General features: G+C 70.0%; 20 protein-coding genes. 15 read left to right on the forward strand and 5 right to left on the reverse strand.

The window, feature by feature from the left end; translation table 11 throughout:
- The first annotated feature begins 43 nt into the window (after positions 1 to 43).
- The 8 genes from K2224_RS18245 (at position 44) to K2224_RS18280 (ending at position 8434) form a co-directional block, all read left to right on the forward strand.
- Positions 44 to 952: a LysR family transcriptional regulator gene (locus tag K2224_RS18245; RefSeq protein ID WP_221907579.1), complete on the forward strand. Its 909-nt coding sequence runs from the start codon at positions 44 to 46 to the stop codon at positions 950 to 952.
- A gap of 153 nt (positions 953 to 1105) precedes the next feature.
- Positions 1106 to 2275 (forward strand): CaiB/BaiF CoA-transferase family protein, encoded by a 1170-nt coding sequence (locus tag K2224_RS18250; protein WP_221907580.1) that lies wholly within the window; start codon positions 1106 to 1108, stop codon positions 2273 to 2275.
- 85 nt (positions 2276 to 2360) lie between these two features.
- A complete protein-coding gene (locus K2224_RS18255) occupies positions 2361 to 3128 on the forward strand; it encodes a crotonase/enoyl-CoA hydratase family protein (protein WP_221907581.1) in 768 nt (255 codons plus the stop codon).
- A 7-nt stretch (positions 3129 to 3135) separates the two neighbouring features.
- Positions 3136 to 3897, forward strand: coding sequence for an acetoacetate decarboxylase (locus K2224_RS18260; protein WP_221907582.1), 762 nt, complete (start codon positions 3136 to 3138; stop codon positions 3895 to 3897).
- Entirely contained in the window at positions 3894 to 4874 is a 981-nt protein-coding gene (locus tag K2224_RS18265) for a 3-hydroxyacyl-CoA dehydrogenase NAD-binding domain-containing protein (RefSeq protein ID WP_221907583.1), read from the forward strand. The genes K2224_RS18260 and K2224_RS18265 overlap by 4 nt, the downstream gene beginning before the upstream one ends.
- 1 nt (position 4875) lies before the next feature.
- Positions 4876 to 6093: an acyl-CoA dehydrogenase family protein gene (locus K2224_RS18270; protein ID WP_221907584.1), complete on the forward strand. Its 1218-nt coding sequence runs from the start codon at positions 4876 to 4878 to the stop codon at positions 6091 to 6093.
- A 143-nt stretch (positions 6094 to 6236) separates the two neighbouring features.
- Entirely contained in the window at positions 6237 to 6980 is a 744-nt protein-coding gene (locus K2224_RS18275; RefSeq protein WP_221907585.1) for a terpene synthase family protein, read from the forward strand.
- A 155-nt stretch (positions 6981 to 7135) separates the two neighbouring features.
- Positions 7136 to 8434 (forward strand): lanthionine synthetase LanC family protein, encoded by a 1299-nt coding sequence (locus tag K2224_RS18280; protein WP_221907586.1) that lies wholly within the window; start codon positions 7136 to 7138, stop codon positions 8432 to 8434.
- Here the strand turns inward: K2224_RS18280 and K2224_RS18285 are convergent, their stop codons facing one another.
- Positions 8435 to 9682, reverse strand: a complete 1248-nt coding sequence (locus K2224_RS18285) for an MFS transporter (protein ID WP_221907587.1) — start codon at positions 9680 to 9682, stop codon at positions 8435 to 8437.
- A 457-nt stretch (positions 9683 to 10139) separates the two neighbouring features.
- Between K2224_RS18285 and K2224_RS40680 the strand changes: the two genes are divergently transcribed.
- The gene (locus K2224_RS40680) at positions 10140 to 10274 is read left to right on the forward strand and encodes a hypothetical protein (protein ID WP_260692769.1); all 135 of its coding nucleotides are present in this window, start codon (positions 10140 to 10142) and stop codon (positions 10272 to 10274) included.
- 21 nt (positions 10275 to 10295) lie between these two features.
- On the opposite strand, the gene K2224_RS18290 is transcribed toward K2224_RS40680, so the two are convergent.
- On the reverse strand, positions 10296 to 10604 hold the full coding sequence (locus K2224_RS18290) for a hypothetical protein (protein ID WP_221907588.1): 309 nt from the start codon (positions 10602 to 10604) through the stop codon (positions 10296 to 10298).
- Positions 10605 to 11160: 556 nt separating this feature from the next.
- On the opposite strand from K2224_RS18290, the gene K2224_RS18295 reads away from it, so the two are divergent.
- Both K2224_RS18295 and K2224_RS18300 read left to right on the forward strand, forming a co-directional pair.
- Positions 11161 to 12363: an IS110 family transposase gene (locus tag K2224_RS18295; protein ID WP_221909414.1), complete on the forward strand. Its 1203-nt coding sequence runs from the start codon at positions 11161 to 11163 to the stop codon at positions 12361 to 12363.
- Positions 12364 to 12411: 48 nt separating this feature from the next.
- A complete protein-coding gene (locus K2224_RS18300) occupies positions 12412 to 13368 on the forward strand; it encodes an SDR family NAD(P)-dependent oxidoreductase (protein WP_221907589.1) in 957 nt (318 codons plus the stop codon).
- A gap of 99 nt (positions 13369 to 13467) precedes the next feature.
- Here K2224_RS18300 and K2224_RS18305 read toward each other — a convergent pair whose 3' ends face one another.
- Positions 13468 to 13650, reverse strand: a complete 183-nt coding sequence (locus K2224_RS18305) for a hypothetical protein (RefSeq protein ID WP_260692770.1) — start codon at positions 13648 to 13650, stop codon at positions 13468 to 13470.
- Between the two features lie 395 nt (positions 13651 to 14045).
- Complete coding sequence (locus K2224_RS18310) at positions 14046 to 14228, reverse strand: hypothetical protein (RefSeq protein WP_221907590.1); 183 nt, start codon at positions 14226 to 14228, stop codon at positions 14046 to 14048.
- Between the two features lie 242 nt (positions 14229 to 14470).
- Here K2224_RS18310 and K2224_RS18315 point away from each other — a divergent pair, with 242 nt between their 5' ends.
- Positions 14471 to 15391 (forward strand): VOC family protein, encoded by a 921-nt coding sequence (locus tag K2224_RS18315; RefSeq protein WP_221907591.1) that lies wholly within the window; start codon positions 14471 to 14473, stop codon positions 15389 to 15391.
- Positions 15392 to 15440: 49 nt separating this feature from the next.
- Here the strand turns inward: K2224_RS18315 and K2224_RS18320 are convergent, their stop codons facing one another.
- Positions 15441 to 16346 carry a LysR substrate-binding domain-containing protein gene (locus K2224_RS18320; RefSeq protein WP_221907592.1) on the reverse strand — a complete coding sequence of 302 codons (906 nt, stop codon included), beginning with the start codon at positions 16344 to 16346 and terminating at the stop codon, positions 15441 to 15443.
- A gap of 137 nt (positions 16347 to 16483) precedes the next feature.
- Here K2224_RS18320 and K2224_RS18325 point away from each other — a divergent pair, with 137 nt between their 5' ends.
- The 3 genes from K2224_RS18325 to K2224_RS18335 all read left to right on the forward strand — a co-directional run bounded on the left by K2224_RS18325 (position 16484) and on the right by K2224_RS18335 (position 19994).
- Entirely contained in the window at positions 16484 to 17221 is a 738-nt protein-coding gene (locus K2224_RS18325) for an acetoacetate decarboxylase (protein WP_221907593.1), read from the forward strand.
- A gap of 122 nt (positions 17222 to 17343) precedes the next feature.
- On the forward strand, positions 17344 to 18345 hold the full coding sequence (locus K2224_RS18330; RefSeq protein ID WP_221907594.1) for a 3-hydroxyacyl-CoA dehydrogenase NAD-binding domain-containing protein: 1002 nt from the start codon (positions 17344 to 17346) through the stop codon (positions 18343 to 18345).
- Positions 18346 to 18482: 137 nt separating this feature from the next.
- Positions 18483 to 19994 carry a CoA transferase gene (locus K2224_RS18335; protein ID WP_260692772.1) on the forward strand — a complete coding sequence of 504 codons (1512 nt, stop codon included), beginning with the start codon at positions 18483 to 18485 and terminating at the stop codon, positions 19992 to 19994.
- Positions 19995 to 20077 lie beyond the last annotated feature (83 nt).

Here is a 20077-nt window from a genome sequence, read left to right on the forward strand (position 1 = left end):
CGCATGATCAAGAACTCGACGAAGCACTACTAGGGTGAGCGTCGTGGAGCTCCTGCACCTGCGCTACTTCGTCGCCGTCGCCCAAGAACTGAACTTTTCCACCGCGGCCCGCAAGCTGCACATGGCGGCGTCCCCGCTGAGCCGGCGGATCAAGGATCTTGAGAACGAACTGGGGCACCGGTTGTTCGACCGCGACACCCACCATGTGACGCTCACCCCGGCCGGCAGTGCGCTGCTGCCGATCGCGCGTGGCGTCCTGGAGCAGGTCGAGTCCATCCGGTGGCGACTGGAGGAGGTGAGCCGGCCGCAGCGGGCGCCCGCGTTGCTCGGCGTGCCCAGCGGGATCCATCCGGACCTGCGGGCGCGGATCGACGCCCTCGCCGAACGGGTCGGTGACCGGTTCGAGCTGAAACGGTGGCCGGGGGCCAGCGACCGTCTCATCGACGCGGTACGCGACGGCCGGCTGGCGCTGGCCCTGGCCCGGCTGCCGGTCGGGGATCCGGCACTGGAACAGTTGCCGGTGATGTCGGAGCGGCTGGGCGCGGTCGTACCCATGGACCGGTTCGCGGGTCGGGCGTCGATCGCCCTGGCGGAGCTGGCCGACCTCGCCTACGCGGGGTCTCCCACGGCGGTGCACAACGCGTATTTCCGTATGCTCGATCAGCAGTTGTCCGATCTCGGCATCCGGCACCGCGTCGAACTGGGCACTGCAGGTTTCGATGGAATTTCCGAGATAATTTCCAGTGGCCTGGCTTTCTCCGTTTCCATGCTGGATCCGAGAAGCCCTATGCAGAGTTTCGGACTGGACAACGTCGCCGTCCTCCCTTTTTCGGATTTCCACCCCGTTCTGGAGACCGGTCTTTTCTGGCGCCGGGACCGCGCCCACGGCGGTGACCTGGAGGAACTCATCGCCGCCGTGCGGGAAATCTTCGCCGAGCCGCTTAGCGCCTGATTTTCCATAAAGCACACAGAAGGCCGTACGCGGATCGGTACGACCGGGGCGGTCATACCGATCTGCGCAACATGGTCATTCCGTTTTCCAGGCTCCCTCGCTAACTTAATTTCCAGGTACAAGCATCTGGACGAGTGGAGAGGGAAGAGGAGAATGACGAAGGACATCGCGGACAGCGTTGCCGGCCCTCTGGACGGCATACGCGTGATCGATCTCTCGACCGTGGTGATGGGCCCCTACGCGGCCCAGATCCTCGGGGACCTGGGCGCCGACGTGATCAAGATCGAGTCGCCCGCCGACACCGTCCGCGTGGGCCACTACCGCACCACGCCGGGCATGACGCCGCTGAACCTGAACGTCAACCGCAACAAGCGCAGCGTGTCCCTGAACCTCAAGGACGCCACCGAGCGCGAGCGGGCACTGAGGCTGGTGGAGACCGCGGACGTGCTGATCACCAACATGCGGCCCGGCGCACTGAAGCGCCTCGGCCTGTCCTACGAGGACATCGCCGCCCGCAATCCGGGGCTCGTCTACGCGCACGCCCAGGGTTTCCGCAGCGACTCGGACCGGGCCGGCACCGCCGCGTACGACGAGACCGTGCAGGCCGCGTCCGGCCTGGTCGACATCGCCGACCGGGCGCTGGGCGAGCCCGTCTACCTGCCGACCATCATCGGCGACAAGGTCTCCTCGCTGACCATCGCCTACAGCGTGCTCGCCGCCCTGCTGCACCGGGACAGGACCGGGGCCGGCCAGCTCGTCGAGATCCCGATGACGGACACGCTGATCGCGTTCAACCTGGTCGAGCATCTGGCGGGACACACCTACGAGCCCGAACTGGGCCCCACCGGCTTCCCGTTGTCGATGACGAAGGGGCACCGGGCGGTCCGTACCAAGGATGGTCTGGCCTGCGTCATCCCGTACAACCCGCAGAACTTCCGCGACTTCTTCACGGTCGCCGGACGCCCGGACCTCGCCGCGGACCCGCGGGTGTGCGGCGAGGCGATCGACGGCGCCGACCACGAGGCCCTGGCCGCACTGATCGACGTCTGCGCCCCCGCGCTGACCACGGCGGAGTGGGTGGAGGTCTGTGCCGAGCACAGCATCCCGATGGCCCCGGTCCTGGAGCTGGACCGCGCCCACGAAGACCCCTACGTCCGCGACGGCCGTCTGCTCGACTCCGTCGAGCACCCCACCGAGGGCACGATCCGCACCATCGGCATCCCGGTGCGGTTCTCCGTCACCCCCGGCACGATCCGCCGCCTGGCCCCGGTCGCGGGCCAGGACACCGCCGAAGTCCTCGCCGAACTCGACGCCGCCCGCTGAGCGTTGCATCGCCGCTCGCACCACCCTGCCCTCGGGGAACCAGCCGCGCTGCGCGCTCCCGAAGGGCCGTAAGAGGAAGACACCCATGAGCACTGCCGTAGTACATACCGAACGGATCGGCTCCACCCTGCTGATCACCCTCGACCGCCCGGCGGCCCGCAACGCCGTGAACGCGGCCGTCGCCGCCGGCCTGACCGCCGCACTGGAGGAGCTGGAGGCCGATCCCGCACTCCGGGTCGGTGTACTGACCGGCGCCGGAGGCACCTTCAGCGCGGGCATGGACCTCAAGGCGGCGTTGCGCGGCGAGTCGCCGGAGGTCGCGGGCCGCGGCTTCGGCGGCCTGACCGAGGCCGAGCCCGCCAAGCCGCTGATCGCCGCGGTGGAGGGCTGGGCCATGGGCGGCGGCTTCGAACTGGCCCTGGCCTGCGACCTGATCGTGGCCGCCGAGGACGCCCGGTTCGGACTGCCCGAGGTCAAGCGCGGGCTGATCGCCGCGGGCGGCGGCGTGATCCGGCTGCCCAAGCGGATCCCGCACCACCTGGCCATGGAGCTGCTGCTGACCGGCGAGCCGGTCGACGGCCGCCGGGCCGGCGAGCTGGGCCTGGCCAACCGGGTCACCGCCACCGGCCGGGCCGTCACCGAGGCGCTCCGGCTCGCCGAACGGCTCGCCGAGAACGCCCCGCTCGCGCTGGCGGCCGTCAAGCGCGTCGTCCGCGCCGCCGACGGAGTGCCCGATGCGGACGCCTTCGCCTTCCAACGGGGCGAGATGGCAACCCTGATGGCCTCGGCCGACGTACGCGAGGGCATGACCGCCTTCGCCGAACGCCGCGCCGCGCAGTGGACCGGGCGGTGAGGGCGGCATGAAGGCCGAGGAGGTACGACAGCACGTCACCACCCCGCTCACCAGCCCGGCGTTCGCGCCGATGGTTCCGCGGTTCACCGACCGCGAGTACCTCAACGTCGTCTACCGCACCGACCCCGACGCCCTGCGGGCCGTCGTCCCCGAACCCCTGCGGATCGATGAGCCGCTGGTCCGCTTCGAGGTCATGAAGATGGGCGACGTCAGCGGATACGGCCCCTACACCGAGGCCGGCCAGGCGATTCCCGTCAGCTTCGAGGGCGAGCGGGGCGAGTATCTGCACGCGATGTACCTCGACAACTTCCCGGCGACCGCCTCCGGCCGCGAGGTCGCCGCCTACCCGAAGGTCATCGGTTCCCCGCGGCTCCACGTCGACGCCGGCGCGCTCGTCGGCACCCTCGACCACGGCACACTGCGGGTCGCCACCGCGACCATGGGCTACAAACACCACGAACTGGACCGGCGCGAGGCCGAGGCACAGATCACCGTGCCGACCTTCATGCTCAAGATCATCCCCGGCTACGACGGTTCGCCGCGGGTGCAGGAACTCGTCCGCACCCGCATCACCGACGTCACCGTCAAGGGGGCCTGGACCGGGCCCGCCCGGCTCCAGCTGTTCCAGCACGTGCTCGCCCCGCTGGCCGACCTGCCGGTGCTGGAGGTCGTCTCCGCCAGCCACCTCCTCACCGACCTGACGCTGGCGGGCGTCGAACCGGTCCACGACTACCTCGGGCACGATCACCGGAAGGGAGCCACGTCATGACCCGCGAGTTCCACACGGCCGCGGTGATCGGGGCCGGCACGATCGGCCTGTCCTGGGCGGCCCTGTTCGCCGCGCACGGCCTGACCGTCCGGGTGAGCGACCCGCGACCCGACCTCGCCGAGGCCGTGTCCCAGGCCCTGGCCCAGTACTCCCCGCACCTGGCCGCCCGCGGCCTGGACGTGACCGGCCTCGCCGACCGGGTGCACATCACGGCCGACGCCGCCGAAGCAGTCCGGGACGCGGACGTCGTCCAGGAGAACGGCCCCGAGCGCGTCGAGTTCAAGAAGGACCTGTTCACCGCTCTCGCCCGCCAGGCGCCCGGGCATGCGCTGCTGCTCAGCTCCTCGTCGGCGATCCCGGCGAGCGCGTTCACACGGGAGCTGGCGGACGAGGCGGCCGCCCGGGTCCTGATCGGCCACCCCTTCAACCCGCCGCACCTGGTCCCGCTGGTCGAGGTCGTCCCCGGCGAGCGCACCGGCGAGGACGCCGTACAGGCCGCGGTGGACTTCTACGCCTTGGTCGGCCGCACCCCGGTCGTCGAGCGCAAGGAGATCCCCGGCTTCGTCGGCAACCGCCTGCAGAACGCCCTCAGCCGCGAGGCGGTGTACCTCGTCGAACAGGGTGTCGTCACCCCCGAGGACCTCGACAAGGTCATGACCAACTCGCTGGGCCTGCGCTGGGCCACGGTCGGGCCGTTCCTCGGCTCGCACCTGGGCGGCGGACCCGGCGGGTACCGGCACCTGGTCGAGCACATCGGTGCCTCGATGCAGCAGATGTGGGACGGCCTCGGCCGGCCCGCACAGGGCGCGGACGAACAGGAACGGCTCATCGCGGCCGTGGAGCGGGCCTACGGATCCACCGCGTACTCGGAACTCGCCGAGACGCGCGACCGCACGCAACTGGCGGTCCTTGACGCACTGGACGCCGCCACCCGGAACGCCACGACGACCACCCCCGAGCAGGAAGAGGAGAACTGAGATGACCACCACCACGCAGCCGTCGGCCGTCGGACCGATCGCGGACGAACTGACCGCCGACTTCTACCACTACGAGTCGCTGCTGCCGGACGAGGAGCGCAAGATCCTCCTCAGGGCCCGCGCCCTCATGCGCGACCAGGTCAAGCCGCTGGTGAACGAGAACTGGGCCAGGGGCGAGTTCCCCAGGGAGCTGATCGGCCTGTTCCGCGACAGCGGCCTCGCCGGCCTGCCCTACGAGGGCTACGGCGAGCACCGTCCCGCCGTCAGCAACCTCCTGACCGGCATGCTCGCCATGGAGATGACGCGCACCGACGCCTCGGTCGCCACCTTCTTCGGCGTCCACAACGGCCTTGCCATGTACTCCGTTTACGCCGGCGGCGACCAGGAGCAGCGCGACCGCTGGCTCCCCGAAATGGCCGCGATGGACAAGATCGGCGCGTTCGCGATGACCGAGCCGCTCGGCGGCTCCGACGTCGCGGGAGGCATGCGCACCACCGCCCGCCGCGAGGGCGGGACCTGGGTCCTCAACGGCGCCAAGAAGTGGATCGGCAACGCGACCTTCGCCGACTACGTCGTGGTGTGGGCCCGGGACGTCGACGACAACCACGTCAAGGGCTTCGTCGTCGAGAAGGGCACGCCCGGCTTCAGCCCGGTGAAGATCGAGAACAAGCTCGCCTTCCGGATCGTGGAGAACGCCGAGATCACCCTGACCGATGTCCGGGTCCCGGAGGCCAACCGGCTCCAGCGGATCGGCTCCTTCCGCGACGTCGCGGAAATCCTGCGCGCCACCCGCGGCGGGGTCGCCTGGCAGGCACTGGGCGTCATGGTCGGCGCCTACGAACTGGCGCTGGGCTACGCCCGGCAGCGCCGGCAGTTCGGCCGCCCGATCGGCGGCTTCCAGCTCGTCCAGGACCTGCTGGTCAAGAGCCTGGGCAACATCACCGCGTCCTGGGGCATGCTGGTGCAGCTCGCCCAGCTGCAGGACGCCGGCATCTTCCGCGACGAACACTCCGCCCTGGCCAAGGCGTTCGTCACCGCACGGATGCGGGAGGTCGTCGGCTGGAGCCGGGAGATCTTCGGCGGCAACGGCATCCTCCTGGACCAGGACATCCCCCGGTTCTTCGCCGACGCCGAGGCGATCTACTCCTTCGAGGGCACCCGTGAGATGAACACCCTCATCGTCGGCAAGTCGATCACCGGCCAGAGCGCCTTCGTCTGAGCCACCGGCCCGACCCCGACTCGACCGGTCCCCGACGGCCCGGTCGAGTCGGCTCACGAGCCGGCGTCCCGGCGGCCCCGGTCGCCCCTGCCGCCGCCTGCCGCCGCCTGCCGCCGCCTGCCGCCGCCTGCGTCCAACTACCCATGTACGACGTCGATTCGCGGCGCCTCGTCAAAGCGTTCCGGCGCGCCGAGGCATGCAGCCGTCCGGAGGACTTCATGCGACGGGCAGGCAACCTGATCCAGGCGGTCGAGCACCCGCACCAGCCCCCGCACGCCATCGATCCCTTCACCTTCGCCCTGCACGACATCGTCCAGGACCTGCTCCGCCTCGGAGCCACTGCCACCCAGATGAGCCGTCTGAGCCAGGCACACCGTGCTTGGCTCTTCGCGGTGGCCTGGCAGATGACCAACCAGCACCACGGCGTCATCCCCACCGTCAACGACTACCCCACCATCCGACAGCGCACCATCGGCGGAGATATCCACCTCGCGCTGTTCGACTTCCTGCATGCACAGGAGCTGCACGATCGCGACCTCCATGACCCGCCAGTCCGTGCCCTCACGGAGATGATGTTCTTCCTCGGCGGCATGGACAACGATCTGCAGTCCCCTCCGGCCAAAGACGCCATCGAAGAGAACCACACCATCTTCAGTGCCCTCGTGCAGGAAGAAGGCATCGACCAACGCGAGGCCCGCCAACGAGCAGTGGCCATGCGTGACCAGGTCACCTACCGCTTCTTGCAGCTGCACGACCAGACGGCCGTCCGCGCCGGAAAAGTGCTCCGCCAGTATCTGGACTGCTTGAGTCACACCATTCGAGGCAACCTCGACTGGGGAGTCAACGTGCCACGCTACAGCGGCACTTCACACCGAACGACTCGCTAAGCCGACTGCTTCCCCGACCACGGCAACCGGCTGCTGCCCTACCCCCTCCCCCATGCATGGTGGGACCCCGCACTGGCAGGAAACCGTGGGTGTCCCGCTCCTGACAGCGACGGACACGGGACACCCACCCGACCCACATGCCACAGTGAGGCGCTATGACGGCGGAAGCGACAAGCACGGCAGTGGAGGAGGTCGAAGCGTGGGCAGCGGATGCTCTGCGCTGGTTGCTGAGCAGCGCGCGGGATGCCGGAGGCAACGGTCTGGCCTGGGCTGCCACACCGTCCGATGACGAGCCCGACCCCACGTTCTACAGCGGAACGGCAGGTGTCATCGCCGTTCTCCTGGAAGCATGGCGGCACTTCGACGATGATGGGTACGGCGATGCCGCCGTGCGCGCTGCCCGCAGCGTATCCGCCGCCGTCGAGAGCCAGGAAAACAACTCCCTGTACTTCGGCCTGACCGGCATGGCACTCGCCTTACGGGCGGTCCACGACGAACTGGGTGCTCCGGACGGCGCCGCCCTTCGGGCCCTGGACCTGGTGCGCGCACGTTTCGACGGCACACGCTGGGGCGACTGGTTCGACCTGATGGGCGGCAACGCCGGTATCGGACTGGGGGCGTTGGCGTTGGGTGATGTGGACTTGGCCGTGCTCGCGGTGGAGCCCTACCTGCGCACGGCCGAGCCGACCCCGGCAGGCGTTCACTGGGAAGCGGAGAGGGGCCGGCCTTCGCGGTTCCATCACATCTCGCACGGCACGCTCGGCATCATCCACGCCCTGGCCCGGGTCGGCCGGGCCGTCGACCGGCCGGATCTGGTCGAGTTGGCTCGCGCGGGCGCTGCGGACGTCGTGGCGCGCAACGAGGCCCGCCCGGCCGGTTTCCTCGTTCCTCATTCCGAACCGCAGGACCATCCCGAACTCACCGCACGCTACAGCTACGGCTGGTGTCACGGCCCGTCCGGCGACGCCCAGGTCTTCCGACTGCTCCGGGACATCTCCGACGATCCCACGTGGCAGAACCTCGCCGACAACTGCTGGTACACCGTGACCCGGTCCGGTCTGCCACGCCGCCTGCGGCCCGGATTCTGGGACAACAACGGGCGGTGCTGCGGCACAGCCGGCGTCCTGGCGCTGGCCTGCGACCGCATCGCCGAGCAGGGCGACCGCCCCGACTTCGCTCGGCTCCTCGTCACGGACCTCCTCTCCCGAGCGACCCACGACGCCGACGGAGTGCGATGGTCCAACCTCGAACACCGGACCATCCCAAGCACCCTCGAACCTCGCACCGGTTGGGCGTCGGGCAACGCCGGCATCGTCCGTGAACTGCTGCGCTACATCCGAATATGCCGGGGAGCCGACCCGACGTACGCGGTCACCTGGCCGGACCAGCCGGCGGTGCCTTCGGCACCTCCAACGCCGACTCGGCGTTGGAGGCAGGACTGCCGAGTGCCGTGATCAGGCCGACCCCGGCGAGGTGGCCATCGGTTCGGGTTGTTCGGACCGGGGCGGTGCCGACTCTTCTGCCGCGTCCGGCGCGTGGCGTCGAAGTGTGAGCGGTGCGCAGATCAGTGCGCAGATCAGTGTGCAGATGCCGAGGAGTCCGCTGGTGACGGCGAAGGCCGCCGGTGAGCCGGAGTGGTCGACGAGGGCACCGCCGACGGCCGTCCCCATTGCCGCCCCAAGGTTGTAGGCAGTGTTGATCCATGCGCCGGCTTCGGTGCGTGAGCCTTCGGGTACGAGCCGGTCGACGCGTTGGTAGGCCGTGATCAGGAGGACGTCGGTGCACGCTCCGGCAAGCAGCAGGGCGACGCCTGCGGCTGGTGCGGAGCACACCAAGGCGGGGAGCGCGTAGCAGACCGTGCAGGAAGCGGCCAGGATCAGCGGTCGGTGTGCGAGGGCGCCACGCCAGTGGCGGCGGCCGTAGACCAGGCCGCCGAGGACTCCACCGACTGAGAACAGGGTGGTCAGCACCCCGGCCACCAGCGTTCCCCAGGCAGCGAGAACCGCCACCTCGAAGAGGCTCAGAGCAGCTGCGACAGCCAGCACGAGCAACAGCAGCGGTGCGAACCCCACGGCGCGCAGGGGGCTTCGAGCACGAGCGGCGGGCGAGCCCACACGCACGCCGGCAGGGGACCGGCGCAAGCCCGTCGCCAGCAGGCCGAAGCCGGTGATGACCAGTGCCGCGCACACCATGAGCACGGCCGGTGCGGAGGAGGCTGCGACGAGGAGGCCGCCGAGGACGGGGCCGAGCGCGAAGACGGTGGACTCCCCTGCCGTATCCAGGCTCAACGCACACTGATGCTGCGCCTCGTCCGTCGTCAGCCTGCCCCACAGGGTCCGCATCAGCGGGCCGACCGGCGGTGTGCACGCCCCCGCCAGTACGGCGAGGGAGGCGGTGAGCAGGGCCGGCACGCGAGCGGCACAGGCCGCGGCCAGTGCGGACAGGAGCAGGGCGTAGCAGACGGCCATGATCATCAGCGCGACGTGATGACGCTCAACCAGTCGGGCCCTGACGGGTCCGAGCAGGGCGGCGACCAGTCCGAACAAGCCGGTGGTCGCACCGGCCACGGCGTAGGAGTCGGTGCCCTCCCGCAGCGCGAGCAACAGGGGGAGGCTGAGCAGTCCGTAGCAGAGCCGCGCGAGCAGGGCGGCGGCGAACAGGTTGCGGGCGTGGGGCAGTGTGAGGGCGGTGCGATAGGACACACCGCCCCTGTCAGGGCTTGGCATTGGGATTCTCCGAAGTGGGCGTGCCGGCGCCTGGCCATGGCCTCGTCCGGTCACGCGCGGGCGTGACGGTTCGGCGTTCCGCCCCATCGGCCCTCACTCGTCACGAGGAGTCGGCGCGGGAGCGGACCGGCGGTCGGTCAGCGCGGATCGGAGATATGCACAGGCGGCAGAGTAGCCGTCTTCGACGTGCGGGCGCCAGCCGTTCACCCCGGCCCGAACCCAGGTCGACGTCAACTTCCTTGACTTCCGTCCCGACAGGCATGCGCATCACCGGCATCCTGGTCGGCGGGCTGTCGGTGCGCGTCGCGAAGGGCCACGATGAGGGGCATGCGACGGGCCGGCCGGGACCATGCCGACCGGTGAACTGCCCACGGGGCGCCTCTGTTTCGAGCTCCGGGGAACGAACTGGTATCTCCATGCTGGAGGCAAGGCCATGACGCAGCCCATGGTGGGGGTTCCCACCGAGCCCATCGGCGGCGTCCCCAGACCCGCGGAACTGCTGACGGCTATGGCGGCCCATGCCGCCGGCCGGATCGGCGACGACGAACTCGCCGGCGCTGCCCGCTGATCGGCAGCCAGGTCCAGTCACCTACTCCACGGCGTAAAGCAGCCGGTACTCGGCGCCGTCCGCCCTGAAGCGCAGGCTGCGCTCGCCGGGCGTATCCGTGATCCACTGCTCCCCGAGCCTGCCGTCCCCACCCTGGGCGCCGGCCTCCCCGAGGGAGACGGCGATCGTCCCCGTGAAGTCGCAGTCGTACCTGACGGTGTACATCCGGTCTCCCAGCACCGTGCCGTTCCACACAGTGCCGCGATCCTGGACCACCAGCCTGGGCTCATCGGAGCCGCTCCAGCCCTCAGTCGTGACGCACTTGAGCTTCTCCAGATACAGCTTGGCCATACCGTCCCCTGTGAAGGATCCTTCTCGACGCTTCACATACTGCCGAGCCGCAATAAACGATCACTAAACGGTTGGACGTCCGCAGTCATCGGGCCCGGCGAGCCGGGTCGGTGCGGCGGCCGCGCTGATCGACTGCGGGACGCTGCTCGCCGCACTCCACCGCAGCAGAGCGGCGCTGCCCGGGACGGACGAGGCTCCCTGGTCAACGACAACCGTCGCGAGCGCCCTGTCGGCGCCCTGTCGGCGCCATGTCGGCGCCATGTCGGTGGAGGGTGCAAGTGTGCGGGTCGGTGCTCCCCACGAGCACGCCGTCCGCCCCCCCCATTACCTTCTTGGTGGCCCCGCAATGGGGCGCCCGGCCTTCGGAGTTGGCATGACTTTCTCCCCCTGTCGAACGTATGGCCTGGGGGGTGGTGTCACCGGCTCCGGAGGCATCGACAGACCGCTGATTAGGGGCATGACCACCGGCTTGTCCGCAGGTCGGGAGGCTCTTCGTAATGTGGATGTGGCGATCGGTGCCGTGGGACGGCCGGGCGGGAACGACCAGAGGACGCACGTGATCGACGTCAGTGAGATCGGCGCCTTCCTCGGCCTGGACGTCGGCAAGAGCGAACACCACGCCACCGCCGTCACTCCGGCCGGAAGGAAGGCCTTCGACAAGCGGCTGCCCAACAGCGAACCCAAGCTCCGCGACGTGTTCGCCAAGCTGAAAGCCAAGCACGGCACCGTGCTCGTGGTCGTCGACCAGCCCGCCTCCATCGGCGCCCTGCCGCTGGCCGTGGCCCGCGACATGGACTGCCCCGTGGCTTACCTGCCGGGCCTGACGATGCGGCGGATCGCCGACCTCTACCCCGGTGAAGCCAAAACCGACGCCCGCGACGCCTTCATCATCGCGGACGCGGCCCGGTCGATGCCGCACACTCTGCGGGCCGTCGAGCTTGCCGACGAGGCAGTAGCCGAGCTGGAAATGATCGTGGGTTTCGACGACGACCTGGCCGGCGAAGCCACCCGCATCAGCAACAGACTGCGGGGACTGCTGACACAGATCCACCCGTCGCTGGAACGGGTACTGGGACCGCGAATGCAGCACCCAGCCGTGCTCAAGCTGCTCGACCAGTGCGGTTCGCCGGCCCAGGTCCGCAAGGCCGGACGGCGTCGGCTGGTGAACCTGATCCGCCCAAAGGCACCACGGATGGCGGAACGGCTCGTCGATGACATCTTCACCGCCCTGGACGAGCAGACAGTGGTCGTGCCAGGCACGGCCGCGGCCGCATTGATCGTCCCCAGCCTCGCCAGCTCGCTCCAGTCGGTACTTGACCAGCGCAAACTCCTCGCCACAAGGATCGAGGAACTGCTGGAGGCTCACCCTCTTTCCAAGGTCCTGACGTCCATGCCGGGGATCGGCGTCAGGACCGGAGCACGCATCCTCATCGACATCGGCGACGCCAGCAGCTTCCCCAGCGCCGCCCACCTCGCCGCCTACGCCGGCCTCGCCCCGGCAACCCGCAGTTCCGGGTCCTCCATCCGCGGCGAACAGCCATCGCGCAGAGGAAACAAACAGCTCAAACGCGCCTTCTTCCTCTCCGCGTTCGCCGCCCTGGCCGACCCCGTCTCCAGGGCCTACTACGACAAGAAGATCGCCCAGGGAAAACACCACACCCAAGCCCTCCTCTGCCTCGCCAGACGACGAGCCGACGTGCTCTTCGCCATGCTCCGCGACGGCACCTTCTACCAACCCCAACCAGCCCCCACGGGTTGACGAAACCCATAGGGGCACCCCCCCGCCGCACACAAGGAGCCCGCCGCCGTGTCCTCCGCATCCCAGAGCCGACCGTGGGACGTTCACCGACTGCCGCCTGCCGAAGGCAGGAGCTTCCTGGTCACCGGGGGCAACGCCGGCATCGGCTACTTCGTCGCGGAACAGCTCGCCGCCACCGGCGCCGTCGTCGTACTCGGCAGCCGCGACCCCGCGAAGGCCGACGCCGCCATCGCCTCGATCCGCTCGCGCGCCCCCGGCGCCCGTCTACAGCACCTTCAACTGGACCTCGCCGACCTCTCGTCCCTCAAGACGGCCGTGGACAGGCTGGACACCAACCATCTCGACGCGGTGGTCCACAACGCAGGAGTCGCGCTCGACGACCCACCGCGTCGAGAGACCAAGGACGGGCACGAGCTGATGTTCGGCACCAACCACCTCGGCCACTTCGCGCTCACCCACTGGCTGGCCCCCCTGTTGTCCGCGGCGCCGGCCGGCCGCATCGTGACGGTGGGAAGCTTCGCGGCCCGGTCCGAGCGCCTGGACCCGGACGATCTGCAGTCGACCCGGGACTACCGCCCCAAGCGGACCTACGGCCGATCGAAGCTGGCGCAGATGTGCTTCGGCTTCGAACTCGATCGCCGCCTGCGCGCCGCCGGCAGCACGGTGCTCAGCATGGTGGCCCACCCCGGAGGCGCTCTGGACTCCCTCACCCCGTCCCGCCCTCCGGTACACGTGACAACCCCCGGCGAACGGCTGCGCAACTTGCCGGCCGGTCTCGTCCTCCAGGGCAAGAACGCCGGAGCATGGCCCGTCGTCCGTGCCGTCCTCGACCCGAACGCACAGGGTGGGCAGCTATGGGGCCCCAGGGTCTTCGGCCTGCGCGGCACACCACGTCGTGAGCCCGTCCCCTCCCACATGACAGACCCGACCATCGCCGCTCGTCTCTGGACCATCAGCGGCGAACTGACCGGCACCGACCCCCACTTCGGGTGCCACGTCCGGTAGACGGGCACGTCTGGTAAAGCGGGCGCGAGCCACGCCCGGGCCAGGCACCGGGCGCCATCCGCCGCGAAGCCGCCCTCCGCGCTCCGTCCTCCGCCCTCGTCAGCCGGTGCCTGGCAGAGCGTTGTCCAGGAGGATCTCCGCTGCCGCCCGCGCGTGGCGTCCACAGTCTGCGTCGTCCAGCACCATGGCGCGACTGGCGGCCCCGTCGGCGAGGGTGACCAGTTGCTCGGCGAGTGCGGCCGGCTCGCGGCAGCCCAGTTCCGTCACAAGTCCGGTGACCAACCGGTCATGAGAGGTCGACGTGCCGCTCTCGGGCACGGTGAGAATGCCCTCCCGACCAGTCGTGCCGACGTCCCCGCGCCGCCTTGCCGCACCCGTTCGCGACGGTGTGGTTGCGGCTGCGGGTGGCCGGTGGTGATCTCGGAGCAGGATCGCGCACCTTGGAGGACCGCAATGGACCGACCGTCCACCCTGCTTCGTTGCTCCGCGCTGGGCGCCCAGTGGAATCCGGCCACCGGCGGCAGCAACAGGCAGGACACCCTGCTGCGGGGCAAGGCGAACAAGGCCGAGTGCCAGACACTCCTCGGGCGGCTGGCGTCGGGCAACCTCATGGGAGCCACCCCGACGGCCAAGGCAGCCGAGGCATTCAACGAACCGTCCGGAAGCGCCAGGATGACCTACCTGGGGGCGTCGTATTCCCAGGCCGACGCCGACAAGGGCACGGCCTGGTTGAAGAGCCTGCCGAACGTCTGCGACGGGTTCACCGCCGTCGGCCCCTCGGGCGACAAGGCGGTCGCACAGGTCACCCAGGTGTCGCTGCCGAAGGCCGGTGACGACCGGTTCGGCGTGCGGATGACCATGATCAGCACCGTGCAGGGCCTCAAGACGACCCTGACGGTCGATGCCGCGGCCACCCGCACCGGTCCCAACGTCGTCTCCGTGACCAACGGCGGACTCGGCGGCGCCGGGGACGCGGACACCAAGCAGGCCGTCGAAAGCAGCGCTCGACGCCTCCAGAAGGTACTCGCAGGAAAAACCCCTCGAGGGTCCCGGTGTCTGCCCCAGCACTCCCCCGCCGTCCCCCTGCTTTCGAGGAGCCACCGTGCCGTTGCACCGTCTCGCCCGCATCACCATGGGCGTGCCCGACGTCGATGCCAGTCACGACTACTACGCCGAGTTCGGACTCACCGCCCTGGGGCGGGGGCGCTTCGCCTCGGCCGACGGCGGCGAGCAGCTGAAGATCGTGCATGCTGCCCGCCGTCGCCTGGACGAACTGGTCGTCGCGGTCGATGACGCCGACGACCTCGGCCGGGTCGGCGCCGCCCTGGACCGCCTGGAGATGCCCTACGTCCACGACGGGCACTGCCTGCGCGCGGTCGATCCGGGGACGGAGGTGACCGTCGCCGTCGAGGTCCAACCCCGCCTCGTGCAGCCGGCCTCCGCACCGGTGCCCTACAACGGACCCGGCCGCGTCGAGCGGCCCGACGGCCAGGCACCGGCGGTCCTGCGTGAGGACGTGGTCCGGCCGCGCCGCCTGGGACATGTGGTCCTCGGGTCGACCGATCAGCCGGCCTCGCAGCGGTTCTTCACCGAGGGTGTGGGGTTCAAGGTGAGTGATCTGGTGCCGGGCGCGGCCTTCCTGCGGTGTTCCACCGATCACCACAACCTGCTGCTGCAACAGGCACCGATCTCCTTCCTGCACCACTCCTCCTGGCAGGTCGACGACGTCGACGAGGTGGGGCGCGCGGCGACGCGCATGCTGGCGGGCCGTCCGGAGCGCCATGTCTGGGGCCTGGGCCGCCACCACGTGGGCTCGAACTTCTTCTGGTACCTCAAGGACCCGGCGGGCAACTTCACCGAGTACTTCGCCGACATGGACTGCATCGTCGACGACCAGCTGTGGACGCCGCGCGTATGGGAGGACGCCCGCTCGCTCTACAGCTGGGGCCCACCGGTCCCACCCTCCTTCCTCCGGCCCGAGGACCTCGCCGCGCTGATGACCGGCGCCCACGACGCGAGCTGACCACCCGTACGGCAGGAGGACCGCATGAACGGCAACCGCACGCAGGCGGTCACGGGCGGGCGTGGCGGGTGATGAGGTCGAGGAGGCGGCGGACGGCGGCGTCGGTGTCGGGCCGGTGGACGGCGGCGACGATGGTCGTCAGGTGGGGCGAGGATCCGCGCAGCGGTACGAAGGCGATACCGGGGACGGGGAAGTCGCGCAGATCTTCCGGGACCAGGCTGACGCACAGTCCGGCGGCGACGTAGCCGAGCAGTCCGGTGAGGTCGTCGACGGTGGCGTGGCGTTGCGGGGTGAATCCGGCGTCGCGGCAGGCCAGTTCGGCCTGGTGGGCGAGGCCGGGCAGGGTCGCCGTGCTGGGGAGGACGAAGGCGTCGTTGCGGAGGTCGTCCAGGTCGATCGCCTCGGCTCCGGCCAGCCGGTGCTCGTCGGGCACGGTTGCGACGATGCGTTCGGTGACGAAGTCGCGGACGGCAAGGTCGTCCGACAAGGGCGAGGGGTCCCGGATGAACGCCAGGTCCAGGGCGCCGGCGCGCAGCATCTCGACGAGGCTGACGGTGGCGTCCTGGTGCAAATGGATGCGCAGCCCGGGGAGTTCATCGGCGGCGGCCCGGAGCAGCCGGGGAAGGTAGCGGTGGCTCAGGATGCTCACATATCCCACCCGGACGTCCCCCTCCAGCCCGTGTGCGACGCGGCGGACCCGCTCCACGGCCGCGGACTGGGTGTCCAGCAGCCGTCGCGCCTCCGTGACGAAGACCGCACCGGCGTGTGTCAGGCGCACCCCGCGCGGACCGCGTGAGGCGCGCTCCAGGAGCGTCACCCCCAGGCCGCGTTCCAGTCGCTGGATGGCCTGGCTGAGTGGAGGTTGGCGCATCGAGAGCCGTTCCGCAGCTCGGCCGTAGTGCTTCTCCTCGGCGACGGCCAGGAACTGCTCAAGCAGGCGTTGTGTGATCTCCATATGCAACAGCATATCGAGTCTGCCTGAAACATATATTGGACAGACATGATCGTGGTGGAGTGCACTGGTGCACAGGCACTGAGCGGGAGCCCCGCTCTCCGCCGTTCACAGGCACCGGCGTCTCGAAGGAAGCCACCATGCACGAGCACGACGTCGCCCGGCTGTTCACCACCCCGCTGGACGCGCCCGCATTCGCCCCCACCAGGTACCGGTTCACCGACCGCGAGTACCTCAACATCACCTACCGCACCGATCCCGAGGCCCTGCGCCGCGTCGTGCCTGAGCCACTGTCGGTGCCCGAACCGCTGGTGCGGTTCGAGCTCATGCGCATGCCGGACGTGACGGGCCTGGGCGACTACACGGAGGCAGGCCAGGTCGTCCCCGTCGCGTACGAGGGCGAGCGGGGCGAGTACAACCTCGCGATGTACCTGGACAGCGTGCCGGCGATCTCCAGCGGGCGGGAGCTGGGCGCCTACCCGAAGAAGGCCGGCCGACCCCGGCTCTACGTCGACTCCGACACCCTGGTGGGCACCCTCGACTACGGCTCGCTGCGCGTGGCCACCGCCACCATGGGCTACAAGCACCATCCGATGGATCTCGACGCGGCCCGTGCGGAGATCTGTGTGCCCACGTACATGGTCAAGACAGTGCCCGGCTACGACGGACGGCCGCGGATCTGCGAACTGGTCCGCACCAAGATCACCGACATCACCGTCAAGAGCGCCTTTCACGGCCCGGCCCGATTGGAGCTGTTCGCCCACGCGCTGGCGCCGGTCGCGGATCTGCCGGTGCTGGAGATCGTCTCCGCCAGTCACATCCTCACCGACCTCACCCTGAGCCCGGCCGAGGTCGTCCACGACTACCTCGCCCCCTGACCGGGCGTCCGGACACACCTGGCTGCCTGGCTGCCTGGCTGCCTGGCTGCCTGGCTGCCTGGCGAACGTGCTGACCATTGAAGAGAACGCACCGAGAGAACCGAGAAGGCGGTGTACGCACCATGAACGCACCCACCACAGACACCTCCCACACCTGCCGGCGGGCCACAGTCATCGGCGGCGGCGTGATCGGGATTTCGTGGACCGGGCTGTTCCTCGCCCACGGCCTGGCCGTCACCGTGAACGACCCACGGCCCGATGTTCGGGATGAGGTCCTGGCGGGCCTTGCGGAGATCACCCCGGCACTGGCGGAAATCGGGCTGCCCACCGGCGACTTGGCCGCCCGGCTGCACTTCGAGGCCGACCTGGCCACGGCGGTCGCGGACGCGGACGTCGTCCAGGAGAACGGCCCGGAGCGACTGGCGGTGAAGCAGGAGATCTGGCAGGTCGTCGAGCGGGCCGCTCCCGCCCATGCCCTGCTTGCCACCTCGACTTCCGGGATTCCCGCCTCGGCGATCGCCCAGGCAATGACGCAGCCCGAGCGGCTGGTGGTCGGCCACCCGTTCAACCCGCCGCACCTCGTGCCGCTGGTGGAGATCGTGCCCGGCGAGAAGACCGCACCGCAGACCCTCCGCGCGGCCCGTGACTTCTACGCGGCCATGGGCAAGAAGCCGCAGATCCTGCGCAAGGAGATCCCCGGATTCGTCGCCAACCGCCTCCAGTCCGCACTCTTCCGCGAGTGTGTGCACCTGGTGGCCGAGGGCGTGGTCTCCGAGGCCGAACTCGACGAGATCGTCACCGACTCCATCGGCCTGCGCTGGGCGGTCGCGGGCCCGTTCCGCACCTTCCACCTCGGTGGCGGACCGGGCGGCCTGCCGCATTTCGTCCGTCACCTCGGCCCCGCCATGGAGGCGAGCTGGCCGGCGCTGGGGACGCCCACCTTCGACGAGCCCACCGTGGCGGTACTGACCGAACAGGCCGCGGACGCGTTCGGAGCCGAGCCGGTCGGCGAACTCGCCGCCCGCCGTGACCGCGCGCAGATGGCCCTCATGCGGGCCCTCGGCAGGACTCCGGACCAGGCCGGGGACCCGGCGGCCGGCTCCACGGCCGCTGCCCGCGCCTGACGGGCCTAGTCGCGCCCCTCTCCGCTCTCATACGCGTACCACCCGCGTACCCGCACTCCCGCGCGCAACGTGCCGCGCCTGCCCCACGCCCTCCCACTCGGCAGATGAACCGGAAGACGAAAACGACCATGCCTGCTATGCCCGAGTCCCCCCAGGCCACCATGTCCCTCACCGACCGCATCACCAGGGCGATCGCCGCCCCCGCAACCGACGACGCCTTCGACGTCCACTCCGAGACGTCCGAGGTACTGGCCGGAATCGGCCTGAAGCCGCAGGACACCGGCGGCACCATCACCTTCCGGGGCGCGGACCCGGTGGTGCCCAGCACGCTGCGGCTGGGCGCGGCTTCGGGCATCGCGCTGGTCGCCAAGTCCGCCGCCGTCGCGGCGCTGTGGCGGGACCGGACCGGTCGCGGCCAGGACATCCACATGGACCTGCGCGTGGGGCCGCACCGGCTGTGCCCGTTCTACGACCAGAAGTGGGAACTGCTCAACGGCTATCCCGGCGGCGTGCCGTCGATCCCCAACATGGCCTACGCCAACGCGTTCTACCGCACGGCGGACGGCCGTTGGATGATGCCGTTCAACATCTACCCGAACATCAAGACCGCCGCCCAGAAGCTGCTGGGCGCCCCCGAGGTGCCCGAGGCGGTCGCCGCCGCCATCGCACGGTGGAACGCACGTGAACTGGAGGCGGCCGGAGCCGCGGCCGGGGCGGTGATGCCCATGGTCCGCACACCCAGCGAGATACTGACGGAGCGTCAATACACCGACCATCTCGCCGACATGCCGTTGGTGGAGATCACCCGGGTCGGCGACAGCGCCCCCGAGCCACTGCCCGAGGCCGCCACGGCCCCCCTGGACGGAGTACGCGCGCTGGGCATGGGCCACATCATCGCCGGCGCCGGCGCGGGCCGAGCACTGGCACTGCACGGGGCCGACGTGCTGAACCTGTGGCGGCCCAACGAGCTGGAGCACGACGTCACCTACCGCACCGCCAATGTCGGCGTACGCTCGGCCACCGTGAGCCCGTACACCCCGGAGGGGCGGGCCGTCCTCCACGAACTCCAGGCCGGTGCCGACGTCTTCTTCGCCAACCGCCGCCCCGGCTACCTGGAGTCCATCGGCCTGTCGGAACAGGAGGCGACCAGCCGACGCCCGGGCCTGGTCTACGCCACCGTCTCCCTGAACGGGCGCAGCGGCCCCTGGGCCGACCACCTCGGCTTCGACCAGACCGCGGGCGCACTGACCGGCCTGTTGCACCTGGAAGGCGACGGCGACAAGCCCGCCCTGCCGCCGATCACGGTGGTCAACGACTACCTGGTCTCCTGGTTCCTGACCGCCGGCATCGTCGAGGCCCTGCGCCGCCGCGCCGTCGACGGCGGCAGCTACCGCGTCCATGTCTCGCTGTCCCGGGTGGCCCTCTGGATCCTCGGCATGGGCATCTTCGACAAGACCTACGCAACCGAGATCGCCGGCACGGGCGAGGAGCACGCCTACCCCGCGCCGCAGACCTTCACCGCCCACACCCCACTCGGCCACTACCAGGGCGTCACCGACCAGGTGCGGATGTCCGACACCCCGGGCGCGTACCGCCACACCCTCCTCCCCCGCGGCGCCTCCCAACCCCGCTGGCTCCCCCTCACCTGAAGTACCCCGGTCCCAGGACACGCGACAGGACAACGACGTGGTCGGCGAGGACGCCGGCGTGGACACCGTTCGTCCGTACCCCG

The sequence above is a fragment of the Streptomyces sp. BHT-5-2 genome, from assembly GCF_019774615.1.
GTDB lineage: Bacteria > Actinomycetota > Actinomycetes > Streptomycetales > Streptomycetaceae > Streptomyces.

Coding starts and splice junctions, on each gene's coding strand:
- K2224_RS18255 (WP_221907581.1), top strand. CDS start 2,361: ATGAGCACTGCCGTAGTACATACCGAACGGATCGGCTCCACCCTGCTG.
- K2224_RS18330 (WP_221907594.1), top strand. CDS start 17,344: ATGAACGCACCCACCACAGACACCTCCCACACCTGCCGGCGGGCCACA.
- K2224_RS18290 (WP_221907588.1), bottom strand. CDS start 10,604: ATGGCCAAGCTGTATCTGGAGAAGCTCAAGTGCGTCACGACTGAGGGC.
- K2224_RS18260 (WP_221907582.1), top strand. CDS start 3,136: ATGAAGGCCGAGGAGGTACGACAGCACGTCACCACCCCGCTCACCAGC.
- K2224_RS18320 (WP_221907592.1), bottom strand. CDS start 16,346: ATGGAGATCACACAACGCCTGCTTGAGCAGTTCCTGGCCGTCGCCGAG.
- K2224_RS18310 (WP_221907590.1), bottom strand. CDS start 14,228: ATGGTCATCCGCACGCCGAACCGGTCGTCACCGGCCTTCGGCAGCGAC.
- K2224_RS40680 (WP_260692769.1), top strand. CDS start 10,140: ATGACGCAGCCCATGGTGGGGGTTCCCACCGAGCCCATCGGCGGCGTC.
- K2224_RS18275 (WP_221907585.1), top strand. CDS start 6,237: ATGTACGACGTCGATTCGCGGCGCCTCGTCAAAGCGTTCCGGCGCGCC.
- K2224_RS18325 (WP_221907593.1), top strand. CDS start 16,484: ATGCACGAGCACGACGTCGCCCGGCTGTTCACCACCCCGCTGGACGCG.
- K2224_RS18270 (WP_221907584.1), top strand. CDS start 4,876: ATGACCACCACCACGCAGCCGTCGGCCGTCGGACCGATCGCGGACGAA.
- K2224_RS18265 (WP_221907583.1), top strand. CDS start 3,894: ATGACCCGCGAGTTCCACACGGCCGCGGTGATCGGGGCCGGCACGATC.
- K2224_RS18250 (WP_221907580.1), top strand. CDS start 1,106: ATGACGAAGGACATCGCGGACAGCGTTGCCGGCCCTCTGGACGGCATA.
- K2224_RS18335 (WP_260692772.1), top strand. CDS start 18,483: ATGCCCGAGTCCCCCCAGGCCACCATGTCCCTCACCGACCGCATCACC.
- K2224_RS18280 (WP_221907586.1), top strand. CDS start 7,136: ATGACGGCGGAAGCGACAAGCACGGCAGTGGAGGAGGTCGAAGCGTGG.